Below are 26,823 nucleotides of genomic sequence, written 5' to 3'. Positions count from 1 at the left end.
GGGAGGCCCGCATGGCGTTCGACACGACCGGTTTGGAACAGGCGGCCGGCGGCCGTTACATCCCGATCTCCGACCACGGCCTGATCGGTGATCTCCGTACGACCGCCCTGGTCGGCACGAACGGCACCATCGACTGGTACTGCTGCCCGCGCTTCGACGCGCCCAGCGTCTTCGGGGCCATCCTCGACGCCGACCGGGGCGGGTCGTTCGAGCTGGCCGCCGACGTCCCGACCCGCACCAGGCAGTTCTACTTCCCCGACACGAACGTGCTGATCACGCGATTCTTCGCCGCGGACGGGGTCGCGGAGATCCAGGACTTCATGCCCGTGGTCGACGAGTCCCGCGAGGCGGCCCGGCACCGGCTGATCCGGCGGGTGATCTGCGTCCGCGGGACCCTCCCGTTCAGGGCGCGGATCGCCCCCCGCTTCGGCTACGGCGCCGAAGCGCACACCACGCACCTCGAAGGCCACACAGCGGTGTTCCGCTCCCCTTCACTGGCGCTCGCGCTGACCGCCACCGCACCCCTGGAAGCCGATGGACCGGACGTGTGGTCGCACTTCAAGCTCATCGAGGGAGAGTCCCACGTGTTCGCCCTCGACCAGATCGGCGACGACGTCCCGCCCCGGGCGTGCCCGCGCGCCGAGGCGCAGGAGCAGGCCGAGGCGACCGTCCGGTTCTGGCGCCACTGGCTGGCCCGCTCCCGCTACCACGGGCGGTGGCGGGAGATGGTGAACCGCTCCGCGCTGGTGCTGAAACTGCTCACCTACGCGCCGACCGGTGCGATCGTCGCCGCACCGACCACCAGCCTGCCCGAGCAGATCGGCGGCGAGCGCAACTGGGACTACCGCTACGTCTGGGTCCGCGACGCCGCCTTCTGCGTCTACGCGATGCTGCGCCTCGGGTTCACCTCCGAGGCCGAGGCGTTCATGGGGTTCATCGCCGAGCGCGGCGTCCTGCGGGGCAAGGGGCAGACCGGTCCGTTGCAGATCATGTACGGCATCGACGGGCGCACCGACCTGCCCGAATACGAGCTTCCGCACCTGGAGGGATACCTCGGCTCCGCACCGGTCCGGGTGGGCAACGCGGCCACCGGCCAGCTCCAGCTGGACATCTACGGTGCGCTGATCGACTCGGTCTACCTCTACGACAAGTGGGGGCAGCCGATCAGCAGTGACCGCTGGGACCAGGTCGGCGCCGTGGTGGACTGGCTGTGCGAGCACTGGGACCAGCCTGACGAGGGGGTGTGGGAGACCAGAGCGGGCCGGCGGAACTTCGTGTACTCGCGGCTGATGTGCTGGGTGGCACTGGAGCGCGCGATGCGCATGGCGAACCGCCGCGGTCTGCCGGCGGACCTGAACCGCTGGCGGGAATCCCGGGACGCGATCTACCGGCAGATCATGCGGCGCGGCTGGTCGGCCGAGCGAGGGGCGTTCGTCCAGGGACTGGACGACCACGTGCTGGACGCCTCGCTGCTGATGATGCCGATGGCCAAGTTCGTCTCGCCCACCGACCCCAAGTGGCTCTCCACCCTGGACGCGCTCACCACCGATCTGGTCTCCGACTCGCTGGTGTACCGCTACGACCCGACCGCCAGCCCGGACGGCCTGCACGGCCCCGAGGGCACCTTCTCGATCTGCTCGTTCTGGTACGTGGAGGCGCTGGCCCGCGCAGGCCGGCTGGAGGAGGCCCGGCTCGCCTTCGAGAAGATGCTCACCTACGCCAACCACCTCGGCCTGTTCGCGGAGGAGATCGGCCCGACCGGAGAACAACTGGGCAACTTCCCCCAGGCCTTCACCCACCTCTCGCTGATCAGCGCCGCCTTCAACCTCGACCGCGCGCTCGGCTGACATAGCATCACCGCCGGGCCGGCACGGCCCCTGTAGTGATCTTGAAGATCAGGTTTCGTGCGGGGTGTTCTTGGCGAAGTACTTCCACCATGGGCTTATCGCCGGTCGCCGGTCATCCAGCTGTTGCCGTTTTCCGTGAGCCCCGAGGCGGGCGGTCCGTCCCGGTGCTGGGCCCACAGGTAGATGCCGAGGCGGAGCGGACCGCGCGCGTGCTGGGCGGGCTGCCGACCCACGCCAGACCCGTCGAGCGGAACCTCGCCCTGCGGCAGGCCGCCGCGGCTGCCGGCGAGTTGGTGGCCGCGCTGTCGGCTCTGGCTCCGGCCGTCGCCGGTGAGGCACTGCCGGCGGAGTCGACCAGTCAGTCGTTCTTCCGGGTCCGCGAGCGGGAGCTGTCGGATCAGCAGGCCGCCCTGCACGGGGTCCTGGTCGTCCACCGCGGTCTGGAAGACCTGTGCGAGGCCCCGCTGTCGGGCTCCGACCTGGCGCTGGAGGCGGCCGGGATGCGGCAGGCGGTGCTCGACCTCACCGGCGCGGCGCCGGGCGCCGACCCCGACTCCATCCAGCTGGTGGCCGTCCCCGAGCCTGCCGCGGGGGCGTCGATGGAGAGCGTGTGGAGTGCCCGGTGGCTCATCGGGCACCAGGTCCACGTCCTGTTCAACATCTGCGCCGCGGTCGCCGTGGCCGACGCCACCCGCCACCTACGGCACGGCGACGGCGAGGCCGCTCTGTCGCGGCTGGCGGACGCGACGACGTACGTACGGGGCTTCCCGGCGGCCATGACCCACGCGAGCACGGTCCCGGCCGACTACTACATGGCGGCGATACGCCAGACCATGGCGCCCCCGTCGGTGGACGTCCCGCTGAGCGGCCGCCAGCACCGCGGCTACAAGCTGTTCCGGGCGGCGATGAAGGACCTGCTGTCCGTGGTACCCGACTCTTACGAACAGTTGGCGGCCCGCGCCCCGGAGCTGGCCGAGGCACGGGGTGCGCTCCTGGAAGCCGACATCGTGGACGGTGAACGGCACGTCACCCTCGCGTACTCGATGGTGCATCTGCGGCGTTCCATCGCTCAGAAGCCCGAAGGCCCCGACAACGCCGTCGCCGAACTACGGCTCATGCGCCATCGCCGCGCGGCCCAGTACGCATCCCTGATCCGATTCGGGGACCACTACGTCGCCGACTCCGTGGCCCGCCTGCGCCACTCGTGAGTCCGCCTGTCCGCCCGTTCCCACCTCCGGCAGGAGATCCTGATGCCCGAGACGACGCCCGGCACCACCCGAAGCCCTGCCGTCGCCGCCGACTGGGCACTCGACCCGGCCGATGCCGACGCGTGCGGGCGACTGGCCCGCGCCCTGTGCACCGGCGAGCACGACCGGGTCGACGACCCCGAGTGGGTGGCCCGGGCCCGGGACGCCTCGGATGACCTTCCGTTACCGCTGCGCCGCGGGGTACGCCGCTTTCGAAGGCACTCCGGCCCGCACGGCACCTTGGTGATCGGCGGCCTGCCCGTCGACCAGGCGGCGCTGCCCGCGACACCGTCCGTACCCGGCTCGGTCCAGCGCCGCGCCACCGTCCCGGCCGCGGTGCTCACCATGGTGGCCTGCGGGCTCGGCGAGCCGCTCGCCTACCGGGCCGAGAAATCCGGCGCCCTCGTGCAGGACGTCGTACCCGTGCCAGGGCAGGAGAGCTTCCACGGCAACGCCGGATCGGTGCCGCTGTCCTTCCACACCGAGAACGGCTTCCACCCCCACCCACCCGACTACGTGATCTTCCTGTGCCTGCGCGCCGACCACGACCGGACCGCCGGCATGCGCGTCGCCGGCATCCGCCGGGCGCTGCCGCTCCTCACTCCGGCCAGTCGCCAGGCCCTGTTCGCACCGGAGTTCATCACCACACCACCGCCTTCCTTCGGCCCCGACGCCGCCGCGGGCGAGTCCGGCGCCGAGCCCCGACCGGTGCTGTCGGGAGCGGTCGAGGACCCCGACATCAGGATGGCCCAACTCGTCACCACCCCGCTCACCCCTCGGGCCGCCGAAGCGCTGACCGAATTCGGCCGTGCCTGCGAGGCGACCGCCCGCACCCTGCGCCTGAATCCGGGCGACCTGGTCGTCATCGACAACCGCGTCACCGTCCACGGCCGCACCGCCTTCCACCCCCGCTACGACGGAGCGGACCGCTGGCTCCAACGCACGTACGTCACCACCGACCTGCGGCGCTCGCGTGACCACCGCCCCGACGACGGCCACGTACTCGCCCGCTGACCGGCGTCCGGCCTCCCCGCCTGCTCCGGGACTTCCGGCCGAAATCGATCGTGTACCGCTCCAGCCGGTGGGCCGTGCCCTCGGACCGCGTCACAGCCTCCACACCCTTCTCGCGGCACTGGGCGTAAGCCGTGCGCAGGCCGGACGGGCGCCGGCCGGGGATGCGGTCAGGCGGAGGTGAAGAGCAGGGCGGCATTGTGGCCGCCGAAGCCGAAGGCGTTCGCCAGCGCGGCGGGCACCGGCATCCGGCGGGAGCCGCCCGCGACCACGTCCAGGCCGACCTCTGGGTCCGGGGACTCCAGGTTGCGGGTCGCCGGGACCACCCCCTCGTACACCGACCGCACCGCCGCGACGGCCCCCACCGCGCCCGCCGCCCCGAACAGGTGCCCCGTCATGGACTTGGTCGCCGTCACCGCGGCGTGCGTACCCACCGCCTCGGCGATCGACCGTGCCTCCACCAGGTCCCCCGCCTGCGTCGACGTCGCATGCGCGTACACGAGCGCGACGTCGGCGGGGGCGAGCCCGGCCGAGGCCAGCGCCGTCCGTATCGCCCGTACCTGTCCCGGCGCGTGGGCGGCGGTGATGTGGTGGGCGTCCGAGGTCACCCCCGCCCCCGCCAGCCGTGCGTACACCCGCGCCCCGCGCGCGGCCGCGAACTCCGCCCGCTCCAGGACCACCAGCCCGGCGCCCTCGCCGATCACGAAGCCGTCGCGGCCGGTGTCGAAGGGGCGGGAGGCCCCCGCCGGGTCGTCGTTGCGCGTCGAGTGGGCCTTGGCCTGCGCGAACCCGGCCAGCGGCAGCGGGTGCACACAGGCCTCCGTACCGCCGGCCACCACCACGTCGGCCCGTCCGAGCCGGATCAGGTCCAGGGCGAGCGACAGGGCTTCCCCGCCGGAGGCACAGGCGCTGACCGGGGTGTGCGCGCCGCCGCGTGCGCCGAGCTCGATGGACACCCAGGCCGCCGGGCCGTTGGCCATCAGCATCGGAACGGTGTGCGGGGAGACCTTGCGCACGCCGGAGGCCTCCAGGACGTCGTCCTGCCCGAGCAGGGTCAGCGCCCCGCCGGTCCCGGTGCCGATGACCACGGCGAGCCGCTCCGGATCCACCTGCGGCCGCCCCGCGTCCGCCCATGCCTCGCGGGCGGCCACCAGCGCGAGCTGCTCGCAGCGGTCCAGGCGCCGCGCCTGCACCCGGTCCAGCACCCCGGCCGGATCCTCCCGCACCCGCCCGGCGATGCGCACGGGGAGGGACGCGGCCCACTCCTCCTCGATGGCGCGGATTCCGTTCTCGCCGCGCAGCATTGCCTGCCAGGTGGTCTCCGCGTCGCCGCCGAGCGGGGTGGTGGCCCCCAGGCCGGTGACGGCAACTCCGGTGATGCCCGTACCCATGACGGTTCCCCCTTGTGGTGATCTCACAGTCGGTCGGACTGGCTGTGTCACCACTGTGTCAAGCGGGGGGCCGGTTCATGAGCGAGATGATCAATCGATTCGTGATCATGAATTTGTAGGGTTCGGTCATGGCGGGCAGCCCTTAAGGACCACGGCCGCCCAGGCCGCGACCACCGTCAGGCACGCTCTGCCTGCAGGGTGCGCAGGAGGTCGAAGGCAGGGCCGTCCACCGGACGCCGCGTGTTGCCGAGGGCGATGACGGCGAGCCGTTTCTCCGGGTCGAACCCGACGAAGGAGGAGAAGCCCCCTGTTCCTCCGTTGTGCCAGATCTGGAGATGGGCGCCCTGCCGGGGGTGCAGGCGGTGGGCCATCCAGCCGAGGTGCACCCGGGCGAAGGGGCTCCTGCGGTACTCGACCGCACGGCTCAGGCGGATCGCCTCGGCGAGCTCGGCGGGGCCGCCGTCCAGCTGGGCCCGTACGAAGGCCACCAGGTCGGTCGCGGTCGAATGCAGGCCTCCCGCTCCCGCCAGGTCGGCGAGGCGCCACGGTGCGGCGGGGCGCCCGCGGCGGGCGTGGCCCTGCGCCGAGCGTTCCGAGCGGGCGGCGTCCACCGTCACGACGGTGTCGGCCATGCCCAAGGGGGCGCAGATCTCACGGGTGATGAGGGTTTCGTACTCCGTGCCTGCCCGGCGTGCGAGGGCCAGCCCCAGCAGTCCGGCTCCGAGGTTGGAGTACCGGAACCGTTTCCCCGGAGTGGCCCCCAGACGGGTCCGGGCCAGCCCGGACAGCAGGACGTCGGCCGTGCAGCCGGCGTACGGATCCGGCTTCGACGGGCGCAGCAGAGCCTGGAGCAGCATGCCCTTCGGCAGTCGCGGCAGGCCGGAGGTGTGGGTGGCCAGATGCTGCAGGGAGATCGGACGGCCCTCCCGTGACGGAACGGCCGTCCCGGCGGGCAGCAGATCGGCGAGCGGCTCGTCCAGGCCCACCGTGCCGGCGGATGCCAGGCGCGCCAGGGCCAGGGCGGTGAAGGCCTTGGTAACCGAGCCGATTTCGAACAGGGTGCCGGGGCCGGGGACATCCCCGTGGTTCGCGCCGGTGCTTCCGGCACCCCGTATCTCCACGAGGTCATCCGCCACCGCGGCCACCACCACGCCGACGTGCTGCTCGGCCAGCCGGTCGGCGGTCTGCTGGGCGAGCGATGCGAGTTCTTGTGCCATGACGGACATCATGGCGGCCTCCCCCCTTCCGGCCGGTGCGCCCTGATGATGATTTCCGGCCTCGGCACTGCGACCTGAGCAGTACGGCACAGCGGTCGCGTGCCCCGTACGCGCCGCCCCGACCGCGGACCCAGGAGGAGCGGTGTGCCCTGCACCTGTGTCGATCATCCGATCACCGGACAAACGCCCGTAAGGCCCCTGCCGGGGCGCGCGGTCAGGTGCGGGCAGGTATCTGCAGGGCGAAGCGGCGGACGGCATCCGTGAAAGCATCCGGATCGTCGAAGTTCGCGAGGTGTCTCGCCCGCGGGATGAGCTCGATACGGGCGTGCGGATGAGCCCGTACGAAGTCCCTCTCGCCGGACCGGAAGACGGGGTCCTTCTCGCCGTTCAGGATGAGCACGGGAGCCGACACATGGCGCATCGCATCCGCGTCGAAGCGGCCCAGCACCTCACCCCAGGCGGCCGGCAGAGCATGGAAGGCGTAGCCGGCGCGGATGGTGGCGCCGACCACCTCGGGCGGGTAGAGCCGGCGAAGGAACCTGTCGTTCCAGCGGGCCAACCGGTCCGCCGGCAGGCGAGGGACAAGCCCGGCGATCCACCGATACGGCATGGACCACGGACCGGTCGTCGCCGCGCTGGCCCCCGCAAGAACCAGCCCCCGCAACTGCTCCGGGCAGCGTCGCGCGAACTCCAGCGAGGCGTATCCGCCCAGCGAGTGCCCGACGACCAGAGCGGGTCCGCGGTCGAGCGAGTCCACCGCGGAAGAGATGATCTCCGTCGCCGCGTCCAGACTCCAGGGCTGAGCGGAGCGCGTGCCGTGGCCTGGCAGGTCGACGGCGGTCACGCGGAAGTCTTCCCGGAGCGCCGTGAGCTGTGGGCTCCACTGACCCGCGCTGAACCGCGTCCCGTGTACGAAGACGATGGGTGGTGCATCCGTAGCCGTCATGAGTCCCCCCGGATCCGCGTGCTCTGCGGACCGACTCTACCGACGGGCTGTCCACGCCGCCGAGACCGCCCCTCAGCACCTCGGTGTCCGCCCGTACGTACCCCGGGCGGTATCGGCTCGTTGACCCGGCATGGAACTGCCGACCATCGCGGCGCCGGGCGTCGGTGAACGGGCCGACGCCGTGGCCGATGCCGCCTGCCACCTCTACGACACCGTCGCACCCTGGGGAACCGGCGTGCCCGGCGGCTGGAGCCGGACCGCCGCCGAGGACGCCGCCGAGGCGATCGAGACCACCGCACACGCCCTCGCGTCCGTCGACCCGGGCGCCGAGGTGGTCCTCGCGCCCGTCCACGCGGCCCTCGCCGACCTGCGCCGCCGGCTCGGCCTCGCGCCCGCCGACCCGCTGAGCGGCGACGGGCTTCCGGTGACACCGCGTACGGTCGGCAACCCGCGCCGGACCCGCTGGGTGCGGGTGCTCACCGCAGCGCCCTCGCCCCGGCAACCGCCTTCTCGTACAACTTCCTGATGTCCGCGCCGAAGTAGGAGCTGTACGAGGTGTCGGCCTTGTCCCCGCCGGTCTTCCAGCCCCCGATGACCCCCACCACGTCACCGGTCCCGGTGCGCGCGTCGTAGCCGGTCACGAACGGACCGCCGCTGGTCCCGCCGGGATAGCCGGTGCAGTTGATCCGCAGGAACGATCCCGGGATCCGTGCGTCGGCACTGGTGAACTTCGTCGTCCGGTTGACGCACACGCGCGGCCGGGCGGCGGAGGCCGGGTAGCCGATCAACGTGACCCGCGCGTGTGCGTAACCGGCGCCGGTCACCAGCCGGTTCCCGCCGACCACCGCCTCGACCGGGAAGCCGCGTGCGTCCGGACCCACCTGGGCGAAGGCCACGTCGAGGGCGGCCGCGCGGTCGACGCCCTGGGAGCGGTAGCGCGGGTCGATCCAGATCTTGGAGCGCCCGCCCGCGTCCCGCAGGACCGGGAACATGCCGTACGGCTGCGGCTTCGCCCGCGTGTACTGCGGTACGAAGGCCACCTGCTGGGTGTCGGAGCCGAGCAGGCAGTGCGCCGCGGTGAGCACCAGGTTGCGGCCGGGGGAGGAGACCACGCTCGCGGTGCAGAAGTATGCCCCGCCCCCCTTGACGAGGTACATCCGGCCGGCGACCGGGATGCCGTCGAAGTTCTGCCCGACGCCGGGAGTGAGGGCCGGCAGCCGCGGAACGGCCGGGCGTGCCGGGGCCGGAAGCGTAGCTGGAGACGGAGTCGGAGCCGATGGCGCGCGGGTGGGCGTAGGAACGGCACCAGGTGTGCGTGTGGGAGCGGGTGCGGGCGTGGGTGTGGCGGCCGGGGTTGCGGACGGCACCGGGAGCCCTGTCACGACGGGGGTCGGCGTGGCGACCGGGATCTCCTCGACGGGCTCGACGGGCTCGGCCGGTTCGGCGGGCTCGGCGGGTTCGACGGGCTCGGCGGGTTCGGCCGGCTCCGGCGGTTCGGGCAGCCCGGGCGGTGCGGGATCCACGAGTTCGGGCGGCACGGGCGGCAACGGGGCGGCGGAGGCCATCCGTTCGGCGGTCCAGAACGACTGCGCCTCGCGCGCCGACCAGCGGCCGACGGCCACCGGGGCGGCAACGCTCCCGGCCGCGGCCACGGACAGCGGCCCTGCCGGCGCCAGCAGGGCGGCCGCCACCACGGCCATCGTCAACGTACGTCGCATGCCGGACACTCCCTAAAGGGCCTGGGGGAAACGGAAGAGCCGGTCCGGGTCGTAGGCACGCCGGACCTCCTGGAGGCGCGCGAGGTTCGGGCCGTAGTAGGCCTCGCGCCAGCCCGTGAGCTCGGGGTCGGTGTAGTTCTGGTAGGCGCGGCCGCTCGCCCAGGGGCGCAGGCCCTGCCAGAGCCCGTCGAGCCAGGCCTGGTGCCGGGCCACCTCGGCGGCCGGTGCGGATTCGGGCCAGTAGACGAGGTACTGGGCGAGAAAGGCGCTGTCGCGGTGCACGAAGGCGGTGGAGCCTGCCGGGACGCGGTTCACCGCACCGCCGCAGACCCCGTCGAACTGGACCACGCCCAGGCCGCCCCGGGGCACGCTCGCCCCGTACCGCCGCACGGCGTCCAGGACCGCGCCGATCGCCGCGTCCGGCAGCCCGCCGCCCGCCCAGAAGTCGGAGCGTGCGGCGTACGAGTCCCGGCCGAGCCGTCCCTGCGGGTCCCGGCCCGGCAGCGAGCCCGGCAGCCGGCACTGCGCGGGGCTCAGCTCCGGACAGCCCGACATGGCCCGGACGGTGTCCTCGTGGCTCCGCACGGCGATCCAGCTGTCCCGCGGCGCCCCGCCGACCAGGTCGGACAGCCGGGTCAACTGCCGCTCCAGCTCCTGGCGCCCGTCGAGGCACACCACCCGCACCGCGGGGGGTGCCCCGGCCCCGGCACCTACCTCGACGGTGAACTCCACCTGGCTCCAGAACGGGTCCGGCAGCCCGGCCAGCCAGCGCTGCCAGCCGCGCAGCACGGCCGCGGAATCGCCGCCGGGCCAGTGGAGTTCGGCGTAGGCGCACGCGCCGACCGGGTGTGTGCGGAAGCGGAACTCGGTGACCACGCCGAAGTTGCCGCCGCCACCGCCGCGCAGTGCCCAGAAGAGCTCCGGTTCCCGGTCGGCGGAGACCTCGCGGACGATCCCGTCGGGGGTGACCACCCGGGCCCCGGTGAGCCGGTCGGCGGTGGTCCCGTACGCCCGCGAGGCCAGGCCCAGGCCGCCGCCGAGGGTGAGTCCGGCGATGCCGACGGAGGGACACAGCCCGGTCGGGACGGACCGGCCGTGCCCGGCGAGGGCCGCGTGCACGTCCCCGAGCCGGGCCCCGGCGCCGATCCGTACGTCGCCGCCGTCGCCGCCCTCCACCGACACCGCAGCCATGGCCCCGGTGTCGACGACCAGCCCGGCCGATCGCGTGGACCAGCCTGCATAGCTGTGCCCGCCGCCGCGCGGGACCACGGGCGCGGCCGAACGGCGGGCGAAGTCCAGGCAGACGGCCACGTCCCCGGCGTGCGCGGGATAGGCCACCGCGGCCGGGGCGACGGTGTCGTACCGGGGCTGGAACAGCCGGCGGGCCTCCGGGTAGTCCCGGTCTCCCGGGAGCACGAGGCGCCCGTCGATGCCGCGTGCCAGCGCGCCGTAGTCCGGGGTCCGGGCCGCCGCCCCGACGGTGGCGAGGACGGCCGCGGCCGCGCTGCCCAGGACTTGGCGGCGATTGAGGCTCATACCTCCTTCCTGCCACCGCCCGGGCCGATAGTCGTGCAGGCGGGTCCCACAGGTACCGGGGTGCCCCCTGAACGGCGCACAGCCGAAACGGTTCGGTTCGTCCTATGGCCGTACCGCGATCCGCCATCCACGATCCGTGCCCCGTGATCTGCGCCCGTGATCCGAAAATCCGTTCCGCGACCCGCGAACGGCCGCCGTACGCTGCCCCCATGGCCCTCGTGGATCTCAGCGCGCACGCCGACGCGTTCAACGCCGACCCGTACCCCTTCTACGACGCGCTGCGCGCCGCCGGCCCCGTCCACCGGCTGGTGCTGGGCGGCGAGCGCACCTGGCTGGTCGTCGGCCACGAGGAGGCCCGGCAGGCCCTCGCCCATCCGGGACTGTCGAAGAACTGGCTCGGCTCCGAGCTGTTCACGAGCACCACGCCCGTCCCCGCCGTCGCCACCAGCATGCTGGACACCGATCCGCCCCACCACACCCGGCTGCGCCGCCTGGTGGCCCGGGAGTTCACCGCCCGCCGCGTGGAGTCCCTGCGCCCGCGCGTCCGGCAGATCACCGACGAGCTGCTCGATGCGATGGCGGCCCGGCCCGACCGCCGGGCCGACCTGATCGCGTCCTTCGCCGTACCGCTGCCGATGACCGTCATCTGCGAACTCCTCGGCGTCCCGGGCCTGGACCGGGAGCGCTTCCGCTACTGGTCCGGGGAGATCGTCGCCCCGCTCGACGGCGTGGGCGCGGACCCCCGGGCCGTGGAGGAGATGACCTCGTACCTTCTCGAACTCGTCGCGGCCAAGGCCCAGGATCCCGGCGATGACCTGCTCAGCGCCCTGATCCGCACCCGCGACGAGGACGGAGGCCGGCTCTCCCCGGACGAGCTGATCGGGATGGCCTTCCTGTTGCTGGTCGCGGGCCACGAGACCACGGTCAACCTGATCGGCAACGGCGTACGGGCCCTGCTCGCGCACCCCCTCCAGCTCGCCGCGCTGCGCGCCGACCCGGACGGGCTGATCGACGGGGCGGTGGAGGAGATGCTCCGCTACGACGGCCCGGTCCAGCACGCCACGTACCGCTTCGCCGCCGCGGACCTGGAGCTGGGCGGCGTCACCATCACGGCCGGCTCCTCCGTCCTGGTCGCCCTCGCCGCGGCGGACCGAGACCCGGCCCGCTTCGCGCAGCCCGGGCCGGACGTCTTCGACATCCGCCGCTCCGGCCCGGGCCACCTCGCCTTCGGCCACGGCATCCACTTCTGCCTCGGCGCCCCGCTCGCCCGCATGGAGGGCCGCATCGCGGTCCGGGCCCTGCTGGAGCGCTTCCCGGACCTCGCCGGGGACCCGGACGCGGGCCCGCCCGACTGGCTCCCGGGCACGCTGATGCGGGGCGTGACGCGGCTGCCGCTGCGCTGGTGAGCACCGGATCCTAAGGAGTGCCGGCGCGCCGTGCCAGGTCCTTCGCGAGGACGACGCTGTCGTAGTTGGTCACGTCCCACCGCCACGCGCCGACGGGGGCGTAGCCGCGGCGCCGGTACCAGCCCACGAGTTCGGCGGCCTGCGCCGAGGTGTCGATGACGACGTGGTCCGAGCCGAGGGCGGCGATCCGCGACTCCGCGAGTGCCGACAGCCGACGGCGGAGCCCGCCGCCCCGCCGGGCGGGGTCCACCGCCAGTTGCCAGAAGGATCCGGCCCCTTCGGGCGCGGGGTAGCCGCTGGGTGCGGGGTGCGGGGCGGACACGGTGACCGTGCCGATCAGCACCCCGTCCCACGTCGCGACCCAGCACTCGCCCTTGCTCAGCCGATTGCGGGTGTCCTGGGCGACTGGTAAGAGGCGAAGAAGACCCGCCCGGCGGCGGCGTGGTCCGCGTAGGCCCGGTGGAGCAGGGCGGTCAGCTCCGCCACGGAGTCACCGTCCTGGAATCGCCGTAGGACGAGGCCTCCCGCCCCCGCCCCCGTCCCCGACGCCGTTTCCGCTCCTGCTCCCGCTGCCACCACGTCGTCGATGTCCATGGCGGCAGCCAACAGCACCGGCGGAGCGGCCCCCGAGGGCGGGGCCTCGGCGGTCTACCCCTTGCGCGCCAGCAAGAAGCCCTGGGGAGACTTCTCGTCGGGGTCGGGCTCACGGACCAGGCGGGCCGCCTCGGTCAGTCCGGCCCCGGCCAGCAGGCCGGCGATCAGCTCCGGCGGGGTCCGGTACACGTCGAGGTCGACCGGATGCCCGTACGCGTGGTCCAGCCGGATCCGGTCGTCGCCCGCCTTGAAGGCGATCAGGAGGTGGCCGCCCGGCGCCAGCACCCGGGCGAACTCCGCGAACAGCGCAGGCAGTCCGGAGGGCGGGGTGTGCACGGTGGAGTACCAGGACAGCACCCCGCCCAGGACCCCGTCGGCCACGTCCAGGGCCGCCATCGACCCCACCTCGAAGCGCAGCCCCGGGTACGTCCGGCGGGCCACCGCCACCATCGCCGGGGACAGGTCGACGCCGAAGACCCTTACGCCCATCCCGTCCAGATGCGCCGTCACCCGGCCCGGGCCGCAGCCCAGGTCGGCCACCGCCCGTCCCCCGCCGCCCGCGTCGTCGCGCACGTACTCGGCGAAGGCCGCCAACATGGCTCGGTCCAGCGGCTTTCCGGCCAGCTCGGCGCTGACCAGCCGCGCGTAGTCGACGGCGACGGCGTCGTAGGACGCCCGTACGGAGCTGAGGTACGAGGTCTCGGTCATGCCCCTGAACAGTAGCCTCCAGAGCCCCTCCGAGGGGAAACCTGCCGAGTGCTCCCGCTCACCCCCCGACCAGCGGATTGGGCAGTTCCGCCCACTGATCGCCCGGAACTCCGGGACTCAGCCGCATCAGGGTGAGCGCCTTGGTGGGCAGCGGCCCGGTCAGCAGCGCCTCGGTATCAGCAGTGGCCGGCAGGGCGGTCACCTCCGTGAGGGCCTCGGCGAAGGCCCCGGCCGATCCCGCCGTGGCCCCTAGCGCCCCCGTCAGCAAGGACCCGAAGAGCTTGCGCCGCAGCACGGTCACGTCGTCGGTGACCAGCCTGCCGGACAGCGGCGGCACCGGCAGGCCGTGCCGGGCCAGCCGGGCGGGGCTGATCCGGATGTCGGCGAGGTCGCGGTAGACCAGCCGCAGCGGGGCGCCGGCGGGGGAGAGGACGACGAGGAGGTTCTGACCGTGGGCCTCCAGGGCCACCCCGAGCTCCAGCACCTGCAGGCACACCGAGAGCGCGAGCCGGGCGAACTCGGCCCGCCAGGCCGCCGAGCGCGCCGGGCCGAAGGAGGCCAGGGCAGCCACCGGCAGCACCCGCTCACCGGCGGCGGCGTCCGCGTACACCTCCGGCGGTTCGCGCAGCACGGCCGCCAGGTCCGGACTGTGCGCGGTCGTGGCGCCCAGCGTGCGGGTGATGTGCAGCCGGCCGTCGAGCCGCTCGGACAGGCCCTGCGCGAAGGCCGAGACGGCCGCCGCCGTCTCGATGGAGTAGACGGAGATGTCCCGCACGGACGAGGTCAGCCGGGCGCTCAGCGCGGTCTTCACGTGCGCCCCGCCGTCGGCAGGGGCCAGGGTGCGCAGGGCCATCAGCGGGTGCGCCGCGAAACCGGACCGCACCCGCTCGTGCTTCAGGACGTGCGCCGCCTGCCACGGGTGCACCGGGACCAGGACCCGTCCCGCGTCCCGCAGCTCCTCCGGCCAGTCGCCGGTGACCAGGCATTCCTCGGCCCGTACGGCGACCAGCCCGAGTTCCACCACCGGCCGGTGTTCCGGCGCGTACGCCAGCTGCTCGGCCACCGAGAAACCCGGCCGGGAACGGCAGTTCGGGTGGTAGGGGTGCCCGTCGACCACCCGCTGCTCCCATTCCCAGGTGGTCAGCGGGGCGGGGTCCTCACCGGCGGGCGGCTGACCGGCCCGGGAGAGCGCGAGGGAGGCCGTACAGGCGTCCAGCTCGGCGGCGAACTGCTCCCCGTGCGGCACCCCGAGGGCCGCCACCAGCCGCGCGGCCTGCCGGTAGGGCCTGCCGTCCAGCAGCAGCTCGCTGACGTAAGGCCCGGTCGCGTACGGATCCGGCAGCGGGCCCTCCAGCCGGGCGCCCCCGGCCAGCAGCAGGGCCAGGCCGTCGGACCCCTGCTCGCGGGCGAGGACCCAGGGCAGGGGCTCGTAGGCCAGGGCACGCCACAGCCGGGTCAGCACGGCCGCCCGGGCACCACCGAGCGCGGCGGCGTACGAGGGTCCGAGCGACGGGCGTACGCCGGCCAGCTCTGCGGCGACGGCCTCTTCGGCCGGGGAGGGGGAAAGGTGCATGCTGAGGCTCCGGCATCGGAATATCGCTTTACGGGATGATCAAGTAATGATTGCGGATACCGAAGATCACGACTGGTGGTTACGCCCTGCGAACCTCCGGCGCACCGGATGGACCGAATGGAACCAGTGGACCTCAACGCCGCCGCCGACGCGTACGCCGCCGCCCCGCTCCTGAACTGCCTGCTCAGGGAGGCGGCCGACCCCGCCGAGGGATACGACGCGGGCAGGGGAACAGATCTGCGCGTCCACCGGCTGCGCGGCAGCGGGCGGCTGCTCCGCGTCCACGGCGGGCGCCGGCCCGAACGCCCCGAACTGCGCACGGCGGACGGCTGGCACCCGCTCAGCCACACCGAACTGGCCAAACTCGTCTCCGACGAACTGGGCCGGTTCACCGGAGTCCCCAACGACGAACTCCCCGTCGAGATCACCGACAGCCGCGACACGATCGCCGCGCTGCTGGCCGCCCGCGCCACCGCCGAACCCCCGGCGGACCCGTACCTCCTCTCCGAGCAGTCCCTGGTCATGGGCCACCCCCACCACCCCGCCCCCAAGGCCCGCGGCGGGGCGCCGGCCGGGAGCTGGCTGCCGTACGCGCCCGAGGCCTACGCCCGTTTCCCGCTGGTCTTCCTGGGGCTGCGCGAGGACCAGACCGCCGAGGAGGGCGGCCCCGCCGCATCCGCCGCGATCGACGCCCTCGCCGACGCCCTCGACGGGCCGCGCGCTCCCGCCGGATACCGGCTGCTGCCCGCCCACCCCTGGCAGCTCGACCTCGTCGGCGAGAGGCCCGCGGTGCGCGAGGCCTTCGCCGACGGGCGGCTGCTGCGACTCGGCGCGACCCGGCGGCCGGCCTGGCCGACCGCCTCGATCCGGACCCTGTACGTACCGGACCCGGCGGCCGACCTCTTCGTGAAGTTCAGCCTCGACGTCCGGATCACCAACGACGTGCGCCGGCTGTGGCGCCACGACCTGCAGAAGCTGCGCCGCACCGATGCGGCCGTCGAGGCCGCCTTCGCCGCCCTGCGCCGGACCGGACCGGACGCGGCCTGGCTCCCCGACCGCGGCTACCGCACCGCCGCCTTCGCCTTCGAAGAGCTCGCCGTCCTGGTCCGCGACGGCCTGCACGCGCACACCGTGCCCGGAGCCACCCCGCTGCTGGCAGCCGCGCTCGCCGAGGGCTACCCCGGAAGCCCGCCGTCCCGGACCACCGACCCGGTCCGCTGGTGGCGGGCGTACCTGCGCCAGGTCGTGCCGCCGGTGCTGGAACTGTTCGCCCGGCAGGGCATCGTGCTGGAGGCCCACCTCCAGAACACCCTGGTCGCCGTCGACGCGGACGGCCTGCCGGTGCAGGCCCTCTTCCGGGACGCGGAGGGGGTCAAACTGCCGGCGGACCTGCCGCGGGCGGATGCCTGGCAGCGCCTGGTCTACTGCCTGGTCGTCAACAACCTGACGGAGATCGCGGGCGCGCTGTCCGGACGGTATCCGGGCATCACCCCGCTGCTGTGGCCGGCCGCACGCGAGGAGTTCCTGCGCTACGACGCCACCCGCGGGCTCCCCGAGATCGCGGAACTGCTCGCCGCCGCGACCCTGCCCGGCAAGACCAACCTGCTGCTGCGCTGGACCCGGGCGGACGGCGCGGACGCCCGCTACCTGCCCCTGCCGAACCCGCTGCGCGGCTAGGCCGTCTCTTCCGGATATTGCCTGACCCTCGCCGCCTGGCACCGCACTTCGCCGCGTTGTCGGGGCGCCCAAGTACGTCCAGTACTCGGGTGCCCCTCCGCCTTGCGATGCACGGCACCAGACGACGCGGGCTTGACCGGCAAGATCCGAAAGAGACGGCCTGGGCCGTCCAAGGGCCTGTCCGGCGGATCCCGCCGGACAGGCCCTTGGCTCCGGGCAGGGGTCAGCGCTTGAGCGTGAAGGTGAAGTCCCCGGAGAGCTTGCCGCTCAGCCGGACCGCCGACACGAGCTTCCCGTCCGTGATCAGCCGCTCGACCTCGGCCCGCGAAAGACCGCACCCCTCAGAGATCAATCGCACCGGCCGGACCGGGATCCGCGCCGCGAAGCGGACCGAGACGTCGATCACCTCGCGATCCAGGTGATCCGATCCGCCGGTGTCGAGGCGCCAGGCGCCGTCCCAGTCGAGGGCGATGTGATTGCGGCGCCGCACGACCGGATCCTGGAGCAGTTCGGCTGCCAGGCCCGGGTCGTTGTCATGCAGTCGGTCCAGCAGCTCGGGTCGTACGGAGCGCACGTGCACCCGCTCCAGGACCGTGAGTTTCGCCGTGTCCCCGCAAGTGGTGCAGAGCACGAGGAGCCAGGCGTCGAGGAGCTTGTGGTTGGCGTTGACGCGAAATTTGCCGTTCGCCCGGAAGCGCTCGGACGCGCACGCGTGGCATCGGCGGAGAACGAGCGGCAGGCAGGTGGGAGCGACCACCCAGGTATTGAGCACAGAAGTACACCGGTTCCAGTGAGAAGACCGCAGCAGAAAGGAGCGCGGCGCATAGACGCGACGCGCGACGAATCAGCACTCGGGGGGTCTCACACGGTGTACAACGGGACGTCCTTGCCTAGACGACTTGTCCGGCAGCACGGTAACGGCGCACAGCGGGGCGGCTCCACCGGTTTTTGCGGCGCCCTCGGCCCGACCATAAGAGCAAGGGACGGCCTAGCGGTGGAAGTGGGCGCGGTGCTCGTGGAGGAAGGCGTCGAGGGTGCGGGGCGGGCGGCCCAGGACGTCGCTGACGGTGGTGGTGGGGACTTCGGGCCGGGTGACGGACAGTTGCTGGATCTCCGTCACGTGGTCGGCGAGCCAGGCGGGCATGTGGGCGTTGCGGATGAGGTGGTCGCGCAGTTCGTCCGGCGTGAGGTCGACGTAGCGGATCCGATGGCCGGTCAGGGCGGTCAGCCGTGCGGCGAGTTCGGGGTAGGAGACGGCTTCGGGGCCGGTCAGCGTGTAGGTCCCGCCCGCGATGTCGGTCCGGGTGAGGGCGGCGGCCGCGACGTCGCCGATGTCGCGGCAGTCGATGTAGTTGCAGGGTGCGTCGCCCGTCGTGCCGATGATGACGCCCTGGGCGACGGAGGGAGCCAGGCGCAGGAGGTTCTGCATGAACGCGTAGGGGCGCAGGATGGTGTGGGTGAGGCCGGTGGCGCGCAGGTGTTCCTCGACGGCGTGGTGTCCGCGGGAGACGGCGACCGGGGAGTCGGGTTCGGCGGCGGGTGCGGAGATCTTGACGATGTGTCCGATGCCGGCGTGTGCGGCGATGTCGATGACGCGGGTTTCGAGTTCGACCTGTGCGGGGCCGTTGGCCATGGCGAGGAAGAGCTGGTCGGCGCCCATGAAGGCGGTGTGCAGGGAGTGGGGATCGCCGGCGTCGGCGTACCGGACCTCGGCGGGAGGCTGATGAGCGCCGGCTGTGCCGGGGATCGGCCGGTGCGGGGTACGGGTCAGTGCGCGTACGGGCGTCCCGGATGCGGCGAGGCTGTGGAGCAGGGCGTTCCCGGTCGCTCCGGTCGCTCCCATGACAACGATCATCTTGTGCTCATTCCTTGGTGGCTGTGGCTGTGGCTGTGGCTGTGGCTGTGAGTGCTCGGCGACGGACGCCGCCGGGCCGCCTACGACGTGGTGGTGGTGCTGCGCCACCGGAGGGTGACGATGGTGGTGGCGAGGGCCGCGGAGACGGGGAGGTCCACACGCAGGCGCTCCAGCCACGGGGTGGCGGGGACCGGGGTGTGGGCGGGTAGCCACTGGGCGGTGAACCACCCCAGAAGGGCCGCCGCACCGACGGCGGTGATGACCAGTACGGCGGTCAGGACGCCGCGCGGCATGGTGAGGGTCCACCGCCGGGGGTGACCGCCGCGCCGCAGCCAGGTGCCGACCAGGAACGCCACCACGGCCGAGGTACCGGCGATGGAGGTGCAGGCGGCCACGGCCAGGTCCCGCTGCCCCGTGACGACTCCGGCGGCACCTGCCGTCAGCGCGGGCGCGGCGTACGCCGTCAGCACCTCGCGCCACAGGGCGAACGGTCGGGGCGGACGGGGCGGACGGGAGGCTGCTCGGTCCGGGCCGGTCCTGTGCTTCGGTGACGCGGGCATGCTGGCCTCTTTCTCGGGTCGGGTCTGGTCGGTCCGGGTCAGGTCGGGGAAGCGAAGCGGTGCGTGCGGTGCGGTGGTGCAACCGCAGACCTGCTCCGTCAAGGTAATTAGGTGGCTAACTATTGGTGCGTAAAAAGGGCCCCTGCCCATGGAGCGGGGCCGAAATGGCTGTCGGTCGGGTCAGTCCGCCGCCAGGGCCGCACTGCCGCGCACGACGCGGGCGAGCAGATCCAGGAACACCGCGCGCTCCTCGACCGAAAGCCCGCCCACCATCGCCTCCAGCCGCCCGAAATGCTCGGGCGCCATGTCGCGCAGGCGCTGCGCCCCGCGCGCGGTCAGGACGGCCACCGTGCCCCGGCCGTCCTCCGTGGACGGGCGGCGGGCGATCAGTCCTTCGCGTTCCAGGCCGTCCAGCAGGCCGGTGACCGTGGCCCTGGAGACGCCGAGGTCGACGGCGAGGTGTGAGGGGGACTTCTCTCCGCCGTGGTCCTCGAGGTCCGCGAGCAGGCGGTAGCGCCCCGTCGACAGGCCGAACCGGGCGAAGTGCGCCTCGGCCGCCCGGCCGACCCGCGCACCCGCCGAGATCAGGCGCACCGCGACCAGTACCGCCTGCGGATCGACCTCCAGGCCGTAGTGCTCGACCTGCCGCCTGGCCTGGTCCAGCGTGGGTGCCTCGCCGTCGGTGCCGTCCCTCGTCATGGAAGTTAATATGGCGGCTAATCAGTTTCCTTGTCAAGGTGTCTGGATCCTTGAGGGGGTGCGTGGGGCGGAATCGGCCAATCCGGGCCGGGTGCCCCGATCGGCCTCACCGAAAGGTATAGACCAATGCTACGTTGGGCGGGCAGACCGCGCAGTTTTTGACCACCCGTCAGAGGAGAAGCCATGCCCTCCCCTTCGCGGGGCGGCGGCCAGGCCGCCATGCCCAAGTACCAGCGGATCGCCGCAGCGCTGCGCCGCGATCTCGACCGCGCCGCGCACACTCCCGGCGGCCGACTGCCGTCCGAACGCAGCCTCGCCGCCCGCTACCAGGTCAACCGGCAGACCATCAGGGCTGCCCTCCAGTACCTGCGCGAGGACGGCCTCGTCGTCACCGGCCGCCGCGGCACCCGCCCCGCCGTCCCTGCCGTCCCGGCCCTTGCCGCCGTCTCCGTCGTCCCGGCCGCGGCGCCCTCCGCCGGGCGTGCGCCGGCCCGGAGCTGGGTCACCTTCGTCACCGTCCCGCCCTCGCTCGGCTCGCTCCTCGGCATGGCGGGCGGGGACCGCACCCTGGTCCATCACCACCGCGAACGCGGACCGGCCGGTGAGACCCTCCGGGACGCCGTCACCTACTTCAGCCCCGGAGCCGTCGCGCGGAGTCCTGAGCTGGCGGCCCTCCGGCCCCGGGCGGCGGCGACGGCGACCGCCCGCGAACAGGACCTCGTCCCACTGCACCGCTGGCTCGACCGCGCCGCCGCGGTCGGCCGGGTTGCCGAGACCCTCACCATGACCCGCGTCACCCACCCGCAGTCCACCGCCCCGGCCTGCGGTCTGACCGTGCGCCGCACCCTGCACGACAGCTCCGGGCGGCTGCTGGCCGTCACCGACCTGGCCTTCCCCACCTGGGACCGCCTCACCTTCCACCGCGACCGCGACCACGCGACCACCGGTTTCCGCATCACGTAACGGCCGGACCCGCGCTGTGGCCTCGGCCACACCCCGGGCGGCGCCACACCGGGCCCGGCGGCCGGACAGGCCGCCGGGCCGCCGCCCCAACTCCCCTCCGGGGGCGGGCGTACCCGGCCACGGCCGTCCGGGACCTCCCGCCCCGGCGCGTGGACCCGCCCGCGGGCCCTCGTGCCCCGTAAGTGAGGAGGGTCACCCCGGCGTTTGCGCAGGTGAATGCAGGGCATCGGCGCTGCTGGAGCGGAACCATGTCCTCCGGCCCATCGGGACGGAGGACACGGCGCACACGGGCAGATCCCGTCCCGCTCCACGGCCCGCCGGTCCGCCGGCGCGCGCCGTACTTGGTACGACCCGTGAGGTGTATGTGTCCACGCTCCAGGCCGAGCACGTCTACAAGGTGTTCGGGAGGCGTCCCGCCGACAGCGCTGCCGCCGTCCGCGCGCTCGAAAGCGGTGCAAGCCGCGACGAGTTGCGCGCCGACGGGACCACCGCTGCCGTGATCGACGCCTCCTTCGACGTCCGGCCCGGCCAGATCTTCGTCGTCATGGGTCTGTCCGGATCGGGCAAGTCCACTCTGCTGCGCATGCTGAACGGCCTGCTGGAACCCACCGCGGGACGCATCCTCTTCGGCGGCCAGGACCTCACCGCGCTGAGCGCGAGCGAGCTGCGCCACGTACGGTCCACGAAGATCTCCATGGTCTTCCAGCACTTCGCGCTGTTCCCGCACCGCAACGTGCTGGAGAACGCCGGCTACGGGCTGGAGGTACAGGGCGTGCCCCGCCCCGAGCGTGAGCGGCGCGCCGCCGAGGCCCTGGCCCTGTGCGGACTCGAAGGCTGGGAGCGGTCCTGGCCCGACGAGCTCTCCGGCGGCATGCAGCAGCGGGTCGGCCTCGCCCGTGCCCTGGCCACCGACGCCGACCTCCTGCTGATGGACGAGTCCTTCAGCGCGCTGGACCCGCTGATCCGCCGCGACATGCAGGACCAGCTGCTGGAGCTCCAGAAGCGACTGAAGAAGACCATCGTCTTCATCACCCACGACCTCAACGAGGCCATGCGCCTCGGCGACGGCATCGCCGTCATGCGCGACGGCCGCATCGTCCAGCAGGGCACCGCCGAGGACATCCTCACCCGTCCCGCGGACGACTACGTCGCCTCCTTCATCCAGGACGTGGACCGCTCCCGGGTCCTGACGGCCGACGCCGTCATGGACGACCCGGAGCCGGCCGCCGACGCCTGCGACTGTCCCACCGTCACCGCCGGGACCCCGCTCGCCGACCTGTGCGCCGTCAGCGCCCGCGTCCCGCACGCGGTCGCCGTCACCGGCGCGGACGGCTCCGTCATCGGCTCCGTACCCCAGGACCGCCTCATCGCCTTCATCGGCGACGAACAGCGGCCCCCGATGTACTGCGCGGAGGTGGCCGCCTGATGCCCCGCCTGCACCTCGGCGACTGGGTCGACCGTGGAGTCGACTTCCTCCAGAGCCATCTCTCCTGGCTGTTCGAGGCCATCAGCGCCCTCGTCACCGGCCTCTACGACGGCATCGACGCCGTCCTCTCCGCCCCCGCCCCGCTGCTCTTCGCGGGCATCCTCGCCGTCGCCGCCTGGTGGCTGCGCGGTCTGCTGGCGGGCCTGCTCGCCTTCGCGGGCTTCGCGCTGGTCGACTCCCTCGGCCTGTGGGAGGACGCCATGTCCACCCTGTCCCTGGTCCTGGTCGCCACCCTCGTCACCCTGGCGTTCGCGATCCCGCTCGGCATCTGGGCCTCCAGATCCGACCGGGTCAGCGCCCTGCTGCGGCCGGTCCTGGACTTCATGCAGACCATGCCGGCCATGGTCTACCTGATCCCCGGCATCATCTTCTTCGGGGTGGGCGTGGTGCCCGGCATCATCGCGACCATCATCTTCTCGCTGCCTCCGGGCGTCCGGATGACCGAGCTCGGCATCCGCCAGGTCGACGGGGAACTGGTCGAGGCCGCCGAGGCCTTCGGCACCAGCCCGCGCGACACCCTCGTACGCGTCCAGCTCCCGCTGGCCCTGCCCACCGTCATGGCGGGCGTCAACCAGGTCATCATGCTGGGCCTGTCCATGGTCGTCATCGCCGGCATGGTCGGCGGCGGCGGACTCGGCGGCGCCGTCTACAAGGCCATCGGCAACGTCGACATCGGCCTCGGTTTCGAGGCGGGCGTCTCCATCGTCATCCTCGCCATGTACCTGGACCGGATGACCGGCGCGCTCGGCCGTCAGGTCTCCCCGATCGGCCGCCGTACGCTCGCCAAGGCGCGGGCCGCAGCGACCGGCGCGGCCAAGCTGTGGAACCACCGCCCCCAGCCCGCGTACGCGATCGGCGGCGCCGTGGTCCTGGCGCTCGTCGCGGGCGGCCTGAACACCTTCGGCGGCACCGCCGCCGAGGAGGGCCCGGCCGGGGCCGCGAACATCGGCAAGGGCCGCACCCTCTCCGTCGGCTACATCCCGTGGGACGAGGGCATCGCCTCCACCTTCCTGTGGAAGGAGCTCCTGGAGCGCCGCGGCTACAAGGTCGACGCCCGCCAGCTGGAGGCCGGAGCGCTGTACACCGGCCTGGCCGGCGGCCAGCTCGACTTCCAGACCGACGCCTGGCTGCCCGTCACCCACGCCCAGTACTGGGAGAAGTACGGGAACAAGCTGGAGGACCTCGGTTCCTGGTACGGCCCCACCTCACTGGAGCTGTCCGTGCCCTCGTACATGAAGGACGTGCGCTCGCTCGCCGACCTCAAGGGCAAGGCGGATCAGTTCAAGGGCCGGATCATCGGCATCGAGCCGAGCGCCGGCGAGATGTCGATCCTCAAGGACAAGGTCCTGAAGGAGTACGGCCTCGACGGCGAGTACAAGGTCGTCGACGGCTCCACGCCCGGCATGCTCGCCGAGCTGAAGCGGGCCTACGAGAAGAAGGAGCCCGTCGCGGTCGTCCTGTGGTCCCCGCACTGGGCGTACTCCTCCTACGAGCTGACCAAGCTCGAGGACCCCAAGGGCGCCTGGGGCAAGGGCGACGGGATCCACACCCTGGCCCGCAAGGGCTTCGCGGAGGACGAGCCGAAGGTCGCCCAGTGGCTGAAGTCCTTCAAGCTCACCGAGGAGCAGCTGACCGGCCTGGAAGCGAAGATCCAGGAGACCGGGAAGGGCAAGGAACAGCAGGCGGTCCGCGCCTGGCTGCAGGACCACCCCGAGATCGACCGGCTCGCCCAGCCCTAGGCCCAGGCCCAGGCCGTCTCTTCGCGAAGGCGCCGCCGCGCGCAGGACCCGTACCGTCGTACGGTCCTGCGCACGGCGGCGCCTTTCGTGTGTGCGGGGCGGCTCAGCCGACCAGCACCCGGTCCGGGGTCCGCCGCAGGTCCGGGTCGGTGTCCTGCGTGCGGTGGCGCGGGCGCACCGGCCACCACATGGACCGCCCCAGCAGGGTGGCCAGCGCGGGCACCAGCACGATCGACAGGACGAAGGCGGAGAGCATGATCCCGAGGGCCGTCGCGAAACCGATCTGCTGGGTGGACGGCGCGGGGGTGACCGCCAGGCTCCCGAACGAGGCGGCCAGCACCAGGCCCGCCGTGGCGATGGCGGGCGCCGTGTGCCGCACGGCACGGCCGACCGCGGCGCGGGCCGGACCGGGCCGGGCCATCTCCTCCCGGATCCGGTCGCTCATCAGGATGTTGTAGTCGGTGCCCAGCGCGACCACGAACAGGAACAGCACGAGCGGCAGGGTGAAGTCCACCCCGGGCCGGTCCAGCGCGTGCTGGAACACCAGGGTCGAGGCACCGAGGGTGGCGGCGAAGCCGAGCCCGACCGAGGCCAGCAGGATCACCGGTGCCAGCAGGCTCCGCAGCAGGGCGAGCAGGATCAGCGCGATGAGCGCCGCCGCCACCGGGAAGACCACCCGCAGGTCCTCGTCCACCGCCGTCGCGATGTCGGCGAAGACCGCCGCGGTGCCGCCCACGTGCGCCTGCGTACCCGCGGGAGCGTGAGCCAGGGCCGTGGCCCGGACCGGACCCGTCACCAGGTCGCGTGCCTCCTGCCGCTGCGGGTCGGAGGTGAGGAACAGATCGATCCGCGCCGCCCGCCGGTCCTCGCTGAGCACGGTGTCCGCGACCTGGCCCACCCCGCCGACCCCGGCGAGCGCCTTGGACAGCCCGCCGAGGCGTTCGGAGGTCAGGGCGGCGCCGTCGGAAGCGGTCACGAAGACGCTGGTCGGGTCCGACACCCCGGCCGGCAGGGCACGGGATATCTCGGCCGCGGTGGCCACTGCGGCGGTGCGCTCGCCGCCCCCACCGCCCTGCCCGTAGTCCATGCGCATCCCCACGACCCCGGCGGCCAGCGTGCCGAGCAGCGCCACCGAGGCCAGCACCAGCACGAACGGGCGGCGCGCCACCCGGTCGCCCATCCGCGCGGCGGACCCGGCACGGGGCTCGCGCGCCAGGGCGCGGGAAGGCCAGAACATCTTGCGGCCGGTGACCGCCAGCAGGGCCGGCATCAGGGTCAGGCTGCCCAGGAGCATCACCAGCACGGACAGCGCGATGGCCGGTCCGAGGACCCGGAACTGGCCGAAGGAGGCGACCCCGAGCGTGGCGAAGGCGGCGACGATGGTCAGGGCCGCGGAGGTGATGGCCGTACCCACCCGCCCGGCGACGTGGGCGGCCGCTTCACGCCCGGACTGCTCGGGGTGTTCGCGCAGTTGCTCCCGGAAGCGGAAGAGCAGGAACAGGAAATAGTCGATACCGATGCCCATCAGAACCACACTGATCAGACTCGGTGTGGATTCGGACAGTCCGATCCCGGTCAGCAGCGCGGCGCCGACCACCGCGCCCGCCGCGGCGCCCCCGATGACGCTGACCGCGAGCAGGGGCAACAGGGCCGCCAGGGCGCTGCGGAAGACGAGGACGTGCAACAGGACGATGACCGCGAGCATGGCGATGCCGACGGCCTTCGAGCGGGTCTTCTCCGCGTCCGCCGTGTCCACCCGGTCGGCGATCCCGCCGGTGAAGCCGGTGCGCAGGCCCTCTTCCGCCAGCGCGTCCCGGGCCGCCTCCCGGAAGGCCCGGTAGGTGTCCTGCACGCCGGGATCGGCGGGGTTCCCCGTCAGTTCGACGGACAGCAGCCGGAAGGAGCGGTCGGGCGCCGTCATGGCCGGGCTGACCCGGGGGACCTGGGAGTGGTCCTGTGCGAGGGGCATCGTCTCCTCGGTCCTGGGCATGACGATGCGCTTGCGGGACAACCGCTCGGCCTGCGCGTCGATGCGCTGCTCGTCGGCGGCGGTGAGCGGCGCCCCGTCCGAGCGGGCCACCAGCACGGTCAGGAGGTTGGCGTCCGGCTTCGCCCCGAACCGCTCCTCGGCGATCTTCAGAGCGGCCGCCGAGTCGTACTGCGCGGGAAGGAACCCGGCGTTGCCGGTCTGGACGGCGCGGAAGACGAACGCCTGGCCCAGGACGGCCGCCGCCAATCCCAGGACCGCCCACAGGGCGATCACCTTCCAGGGACTTCTCGTCGAGAATCCGGTCAGGGCGCGGATCACATTTCCTCCGGTCTGTGCGGTGCCGGCCGGGGGTTTCCGGCCTGGCTCCAGACCATCAGGGGCGAGCGGGCGAAACGTCGGGTCGGGGGAGGATCCGTACCCCGGGACCAGGGTCCGGCCGTCCGCGCCGACCAGGACTCCGGTCCTGGTACGGGTCACGACCGTGGTCGGGTGGCACGGGCGGCGGCCGGTGCCAGAATGGATCACCGGGGACAGGACGGGCGGCATGGGGGTGGGCATGGGCGCGGGTACACGTGCGGGCACGGCAGCGCATACGGCTACGGCTGCGCAGACGGCTGCGGGAGCGGACAGGGCCGGCGAGCGGGGGCCGTGGACGCGCAA

22 protein-coding genes are annotated in these 26,823 nt (G+C 73.1%); 9 read left to right on the top strand and 13 right to left on the bottom strand.

Annotated elements, in window-relative coordinates; all coding sequences use genetic code 11:
• Positions 1–11: 11 nt before the first annotated feature.
• The 3 genes from KO717_RS01380 to KO717_RS01370 all read left to right on the top strand — a co-directional run bounded on the left by KO717_RS01380 (position 12) and on the right by KO717_RS01370 (position 4,108).
• On the top strand, positions 12–1,847 hold the full coding sequence (locus KO717_RS01380; RefSeq protein ID WP_301363894.1) for a glycoside hydrolase family 15 protein: 1,836 nt from the start codon (positions 12–14) through the stop codon (positions 1,845–1,847).
• A gap of 164 nt (positions 1,848–2,011) precedes the next feature.
• Positions 2,012–3,055 (top strand): hypothetical protein, encoded by a 1,044-nt coding sequence (locus KO717_RS01375; protein WP_301363893.1) that lies wholly within the window; start codon positions 2,012–2,014, stop codon positions 3,053–3,055.
• 42 nt (positions 3,056–3,097) lie between these two features.
• The gene (locus tag KO717_RS01370; RefSeq protein ID WP_301363892.1) at positions 3,098–4,108 is read left to right on the top strand and encodes a clavaminate synthase family protein; all 1,011 of its coding nucleotides are present in this window, start codon (positions 3,098–3,100) and stop codon (positions 4,106–4,108) included.
• Positions 4,109–4,275: 167 nt separating this feature from the next.
• Here the strand turns inward: KO717_RS01370 and KO717_RS01365 are convergent, their stop codons facing one another.
• From KO717_RS01365 to KO717_RS01355, 3 genes are all read right to left on the bottom strand, one after another.
• A complete protein-coding gene (locus KO717_RS01365) occupies positions 4,276–5,496 on the bottom strand; it encodes a beta-ketoacyl-[acyl-carrier-protein] synthase family protein (protein ID WP_301363891.1) in 1,221 nt (406 codons plus the stop codon).
• Between the two features lie 176 nt (positions 5,497–5,672).
• Positions 5,673–6,713 (bottom strand): serine hydrolase domain-containing protein, encoded by a 1,041-nt coding sequence (locus KO717_RS01360; protein ID WP_301363890.1) that lies wholly within the window; start codon positions 6,711–6,713, stop codon positions 5,673–5,675.
• Positions 6,714–6,927: 214 nt separating this feature from the next.
• Positions 6,928–7,659, bottom strand: a complete 732-nt coding sequence (locus tag KO717_RS01355) for an alpha/beta fold hydrolase (protein ID WP_301363889.1) — start codon at positions 7,657–7,659, stop codon at positions 6,928–6,930.
• A 130-nt stretch (positions 7,660–7,789) separates the two neighbouring features.
• On the opposite strand from KO717_RS01355, the gene KO717_RS01350 reads away from it, so the two are divergent.
• Positions 7,790–8,185: a hypothetical protein gene (locus KO717_RS01350; protein WP_301363888.1), complete on the top strand. Its 396-nt coding sequence runs from the start codon at positions 7,790–7,792 to the stop codon at positions 8,183–8,185.
• On the opposite strand, the gene KO717_RS01345 is transcribed toward KO717_RS01350, so the two are convergent.
• A complete protein-coding gene (locus tag KO717_RS01345; RefSeq protein ID WP_301363887.1) occupies positions 8,136–9,377 on the bottom strand; it encodes a trypsin-like serine peptidase in 1,242 nt (413 codons plus the stop codon). The genes KO717_RS01350 and KO717_RS01345 overlap by 50 nt on opposite strands.
• Before the next feature lie 12 nt (positions 9,378–9,389).
• Positions 9,390–10,913 (bottom strand): FAD-binding oxidoreductase, encoded by a 1,524-nt coding sequence (locus tag KO717_RS01340; RefSeq protein ID WP_301363886.1) that lies wholly within the window; start codon positions 10,911–10,913, stop codon positions 9,390–9,392.
• 209 nt (positions 10,914–11,122) lie between these two features.
• On the opposite strand from KO717_RS01340, the gene KO717_RS01335 reads away from it, so the two are divergent.
• Positions 11,123–12,319 carry a cytochrome P450 family protein gene (locus tag KO717_RS01335; RefSeq protein ID WP_301363885.1) on the top strand — a complete coding sequence of 399 codons (1,197 nt, stop codon included), beginning with the start codon at positions 11,123–11,125 and terminating at the stop codon, positions 12,317–12,319.
• Positions 12,320–12,329: 10 nt separating this feature from the next.
• On the opposite strand, the gene KO717_RS01330 is transcribed toward KO717_RS01335, so the two are convergent.
• From KO717_RS01330 to KO717_RS01320, 3 genes are all read right to left on the bottom strand, one after another.
• Positions 12,330–12,701 carry a GNAT family N-acetyltransferase gene (locus KO717_RS01330; protein WP_367401571.1) on the bottom strand — a complete coding sequence of 124 codons (372 nt, stop codon included), beginning with the start codon at positions 12,699–12,701 and terminating at the stop codon, positions 12,330–12,332.
• Positions 12,702–12,967: 266 nt separating this feature from the next.
• The gene (locus KO717_RS01325) at positions 12,968–13,621 is read right to left on the bottom strand and encodes a class I SAM-dependent DNA methyltransferase (RefSeq protein WP_301363883.1); all 654 of its coding nucleotides are present in this window, start codon (positions 13,619–13,621) and stop codon (positions 12,968–12,970) included.
• Positions 13,622–13,679: 58 nt separating this feature from the next.
• Positions 13,680–15,194 (bottom strand): IucA/IucC family protein, encoded by a 1,515-nt coding sequence (locus KO717_RS01320; protein WP_301363881.1) that lies wholly within the window; start codon positions 15,192–15,194, stop codon positions 13,680–13,682.
• Positions 15,195–15,302: 108 nt separating this feature from the next.
• Between KO717_RS01320 and KO717_RS01315 the strand changes: the two genes are divergently transcribed.
• The gene (locus tag KO717_RS01315) at positions 15,303–16,871 is read left to right on the top strand and encodes an IucA/IucC family protein (RefSeq protein WP_301363879.1); all 1,569 of its coding nucleotides are present in this window, start codon (positions 15,303–15,305) and stop codon (positions 16,869–16,871) included.
• Between the two features lie 223 nt (positions 16,872–17,094).
• On the opposite strand, the gene KO717_RS01310 is transcribed toward KO717_RS01315, so the two are convergent.
• From KO717_RS01310 to KO717_RS01295, 4 genes are all read right to left on the bottom strand, one after another.
• On the bottom strand, positions 17,095–17,643 hold the full coding sequence (locus KO717_RS01310; RefSeq protein ID WP_301363877.1) for a DUF1062 domain-containing protein: 549 nt from the start codon (positions 17,641–17,643) through the stop codon (positions 17,095–17,097).
• A gap of 216 nt (positions 17,644–17,859) precedes the next feature.
• Positions 17,860–18,726, bottom strand: coding sequence for an SDR family oxidoreductase (locus tag KO717_RS01305; protein ID WP_301363876.1), 867 nt, complete (start codon positions 18,724–18,726; stop codon positions 17,860–17,862).
• An 80-nt stretch (positions 18,727–18,806) separates the two neighbouring features.
• Positions 18,807–19,286: a hypothetical protein gene (locus KO717_RS01300; RefSeq protein ID WP_301363875.1), complete on the bottom strand. Its 480-nt coding sequence runs from the start codon at positions 19,284–19,286 to the stop codon at positions 18,807–18,809.
• A 180-nt stretch (positions 19,287–19,466) separates the two neighbouring features.
• Positions 19,467–19,985, bottom strand: coding sequence for a MarR family winged helix-turn-helix transcriptional regulator (locus KO717_RS01295; protein ID WP_301363874.1), 519 nt, complete (start codon positions 19,983–19,985; stop codon positions 19,467–19,469).
• Between the two features lie 183 nt (positions 19,986–20,168).
• On the opposite strand from KO717_RS01295, the gene KO717_RS01290 reads away from it, so the two are divergent.
• From KO717_RS01290 to KO717_RS01280, 3 genes are all read left to right on the top strand, one after another.
• Positions 20,169–20,948 carry a GntR family transcriptional regulator gene (locus tag KO717_RS01290; RefSeq protein ID WP_301363872.1) on the top strand — a complete coding sequence of 260 codons (780 nt, stop codon included), beginning with the start codon at positions 20,169–20,171 and terminating at the stop codon, positions 20,946–20,948.
• Between the two features lie 364 nt (positions 20,949–21,312).
• A complete protein-coding gene (locus tag KO717_RS01285) occupies positions 21,313–22,374 on the top strand; it encodes a quaternary amine ABC transporter ATP-binding protein (protein WP_301363871.1) in 1,062 nt (353 codons plus the stop codon).
• Positions 22,374–24,173, top strand: a complete 1,800-nt coding sequence (locus KO717_RS01280; protein WP_301363870.1) for an ABC transporter permease/substrate binding protein — start codon at positions 22,374–22,376, stop codon at positions 24,171–24,173. Before KO717_RS01285 ends, KO717_RS01280 begins: the two co-directional genes overlap by 1 nt.
• Positions 24,174–24,276: 103 nt before the next feature.
• Here KO717_RS01280 and KO717_RS01275 read toward each other — a convergent pair whose 3' ends face one another.
• Positions 24,277–26,721, bottom strand: coding sequence for an MMPL family transporter (locus tag KO717_RS01275; protein ID WP_367401495.1), 2,445 nt, complete (start codon positions 26,719–26,721; stop codon positions 24,277–24,279).
• Between the last annotated feature and the right edge of the window lie 102 nt (positions 26,722–26,823).

This window comes from Streptomyces xanthophaeus (genome assembly GCF_030440515.1).
In the GTDB taxonomy this organism is placed as follows: Bacteria; Actinomycetota; Actinomycetes; order Streptomycetales; family Streptomycetaceae; genus Streptomyces; species Streptomyces kutzneri.
This window is presented reverse-complemented; position numbering and strand designations above follow the sequence as displayed.